The 2,872-nt window shown below is 39.9% G+C and carries 3 protein-coding genes and 1 pseudogene; all 4 read left to right on the top strand.

Features of this window, described 5'->3' with window-relative positions; translation table 11 throughout:
• Positions 1-593 precede the first annotated feature (593 nt).
• Entirely contained in the window at positions 594-1,133 is a 540-nt protein-coding gene (locus QOW94_RS10905; protein WP_283680483.1) for a sigma-70 family RNA polymerase sigma factor, read from the top strand.
• Between the two features lie 96 nt (positions 1,134-1,229).
• The gene (locus QOW94_RS10900; protein ID WP_283680482.1) at positions 1,230-1,436 is read left to right on the top strand and encodes a DUF1659 domain-containing protein; all 207 of its coding nucleotides are present in this window, start codon (positions 1,230-1,232) and stop codon (positions 1,434-1,436) included.
• Positions 1,437-1,464: 28 nt separating this feature from the next.
• Positions 1,465-1,692 carry a DUF2922 domain-containing protein gene (locus QOW94_RS10895; protein WP_283680481.1) on the top strand — a complete coding sequence of 76 codons (228 nt, stop codon included), beginning with the start codon at positions 1,465-1,467 and terminating at the stop codon, positions 1,690-1,692.
• A gap of 321 nt (positions 1,693-2,013) precedes the next feature.
• Positions 2,014-2,872, top strand: a pseudogene (locus tag QOW94_RS10890) (S-layer protein); the annotation flags it as partial.

Below are 2,872 nucleotides of genomic sequence, written 5' to 3'. Positions count from 1 at the left end.
CAAGCAAATCAAGAAAGAATAATTTTTCGTCTATGGTGTAGCGATATTTAGTCAATATAAAAACTCCTAGTATATGAACCCGGAATTTTAATTGTTTCCGTGTCCAACATACTAGGAGTATCTCCGGAGTATCTCCCATTTTCTCACTGACTTTTTTTTAACAGGGCGCTTTTTATGATGGAATTGGAAAACGGTAAAAATGATGTCCACAATTCCGATTGCTGTAAGGACAAACGAAATTAACCACCCAAACGTCGTTGGCGTGGCCATGAATACATTTTTAAATTCTAGGGTAAGAAGTGCTAATCCTGCCCAGAATAACACCTCTGTGTAAAATTTGGGGTTAAAGTTCATGTTGTTTCTCCTTATTTATTAAAGCCAGAATAGCACAACTCAACTAGATTGTCTGTGACCTTTTTATGAACTTTTTCCGCAAAGTCTATGCCTATTTTTTGCATTTTTAACGAAAGTCTGCATTACACCGCCGTGTAAGTCCGCAAAAAGTGAGCGGTACTTTTCTCGGTTCTTCATCTCTATACTATTTTTTCGTGACAAGGGCCCTTGGATCAAATCACTCAATGAGGAGATTCAAAATGAATCACGAAAATAATAGAAGTAGCTACCAAGAAGCGTTTGAATTTATGCAGGCAGGCGACCACGAAGTCGTAATATTTGGGGTGCTCCGGCGCCTCCATATCTCACCAAACCACGAGTACTATGACGACATGGTTCAGGAAGGACGGATGGCGTTCGCGGAAGCATACTTGAAGTGCGGAGATGAGGATGATACTAAACGCAAGTTGGTGTTCATCTATCAGAAGGTGTACTGGACGATGCTTAATTATCTGAAAAAGCAATTAAGAATCAATGGTCACCGGTATGAAGCAGATGATACTAATGAAGATCCACTACTAGATATTCCAGCCATGAATGATGATCCAGACTTAGATTGCAAACTTCAGTATGAGGAATTAATGAATCAATGCACTGACAAGGAACGTCAGTACCTCTTAGCAGCCTACAAGTACGGGATGAATTTTGCGGAGATTGCCCGAGAATATGGGGTTAGTCGCAAGACCGTCTACAAGTGGCGCGATGGATTACTAAAAAAGGCCAGAGAAATTTCAAATTAGGGGTAACACATTGGCCACCTTAAATTGTTACTAATAGATGTAAGGGTTGGCGCCAACGACTTACCAAATAATAAAAACTCAAAGGAGCAATTACTCATGTCAAGATATTGGATGAAAACAAGCGTTAACTATACTTTGGTTGGTGAAGGTCACGAAAAGGGTGCCAAGTACTCATTCGCAAACATCGCAAAGGATGTTGACGCTGATAAGATCGTCAAATTCGGCAAGGTATTGGAAACTCTCACTAACGATAAGGTTTCTGACGCAACTATTGCAGTTACTGATCACATCACCGCTGAATAATCAACTAACATATTAGGAGGAATTTCACATGAAGAAATTAGAATTAGTATTTAAAGCTAGCGACAACAAGGTTAAGATTCTTTCATTGAACTATGCTAGTGAGGACCTTTCTGGTCAAGCAGTTAAGGAACAAATGGACATTATCGCTGGCCTTAAAATGTTCGACCGTAATGGGGTTAACCCATACGCTCAACCATTAGCTGCTCGTTATAGCCAAAACTTCGTGGAACCATTGTTCGATAATCGTAAAAAGTAAAGAAAATATTAACTAATATAAACAATAACTAAAATAAAGTTCAACGCTCGAAACGGTCAGAACGCCCTTAAGGATAACCCTTAGGACGTTCTTTTTGTAAAATTTACTTATTACCATTTTGTTTCTGCATGTTACTAGTATGTGACATTTATATTTAAGCGGGTTAAAACCTTGATAATATTGAGTTCCTGTCCTATACTCATAAACGTAAAGTTATTTGTTGTGCAATCCGTATTGCAGATTGATAATCTTTACGGTAGAATAAGATTTACCGTTACATAAATACGGTAAAAACCAATATATATCGGAGGAGACAAGATAATGAAGTCAAGTTTAAAGAAATCATTATTTGTTGGTATGGCAGCATTGGGCTTCGTAGCCGCTGCTGGTACTGCTAACGCAACTTCAGCATCAGCTAAGAGCTATGCTAAGATTACATCAAACAAGACCCTTACTACCGACGCTACTACTCGTAACGTTGTGCCTACAGGATCGAACGCATTATACACTAAGGCTGGTACTTTGAAGGGTGCTAAGAAGGTTGCTACAACCACTACCCTTAAAGGTTTAGCTGACGCAAAGCAAGGACAAAAGAACTTCCGTGCTTACCGTGTTGCAACTACTAACCGTGGTTCAGTTTACTACAAGGTCGTATCATTTGATAAGACTTACCGTGGCTGGATTTACGGTGGTAAGAGCACTTCAGCTTACGCTGGTGGTATCAAGAGCTTCGACACTACTACTGCAAGCAACGATGCAAAGGCTGACAACAAGACTAGCTACAAGTTAGCTAACACTGCTGCAGGCCAAAACACTACTTTATACAAGAGCCCAGCTTGGACTCAATACAAAGTAGGTCGTGCCGTAGCTGCTGACGGTAAAGTAATTGCTGACGCAAGCAAGTATGCTAACGAAACATTTACTTTATCAAAGGCTGTTACTCGTACCAAGGAAGGCGATGTTTGGTATCAAATCCAATCATCAAACAAGGATATTAACGGTGCTTGGGTCTCAGCTTCTAACGTTCAATCAGCTCAACCAGCTGTTGCTGACAACGCTGTTCGTTTGAACATTGTTGACTCAAACAACAAGCTTATCAAGTCAGTTGACTTTGCAGTTACTGGTGCTAAGAAGGGTGATACTTTAGGTAAATTCCTTCAAGACAAAGATACTGGTGTTT

The organism is Lentilactobacillus sp. Marseille-Q4993 (assembly GCF_951230165.1).
Taxonomy (GTDB): Bacteria; Bacillota; Bacilli; order Lactobacillales; family Lactobacillaceae; genus Lentilactobacillus.
Note: the sequence above shows the minus strand (reverse complement) of the source record. Positions and strands in the feature narration are given on the sequence as shown.

Coding starts and splice junctions, on each gene's coding strand:
- QOW94_RS10905 (WP_283680483.1), top strand. CDS start 594: ATGAATCACGAAAATAATAGAAGTAGCTACCAAGAAGCGTTTGAATTT.
- QOW94_RS10900 (WP_283680482.1), top strand. CDS start 1,230: ATGTCAAGATATTGGATGAAAACAAGCGTTAACTATACTTTGGTTGGT.
- QOW94_RS10895 (WP_283680481.1), top strand. CDS start 1,465: ATGAAGAAATTAGAATTAGTATTTAAAGCTAGCGACAACAAGGTTAAG.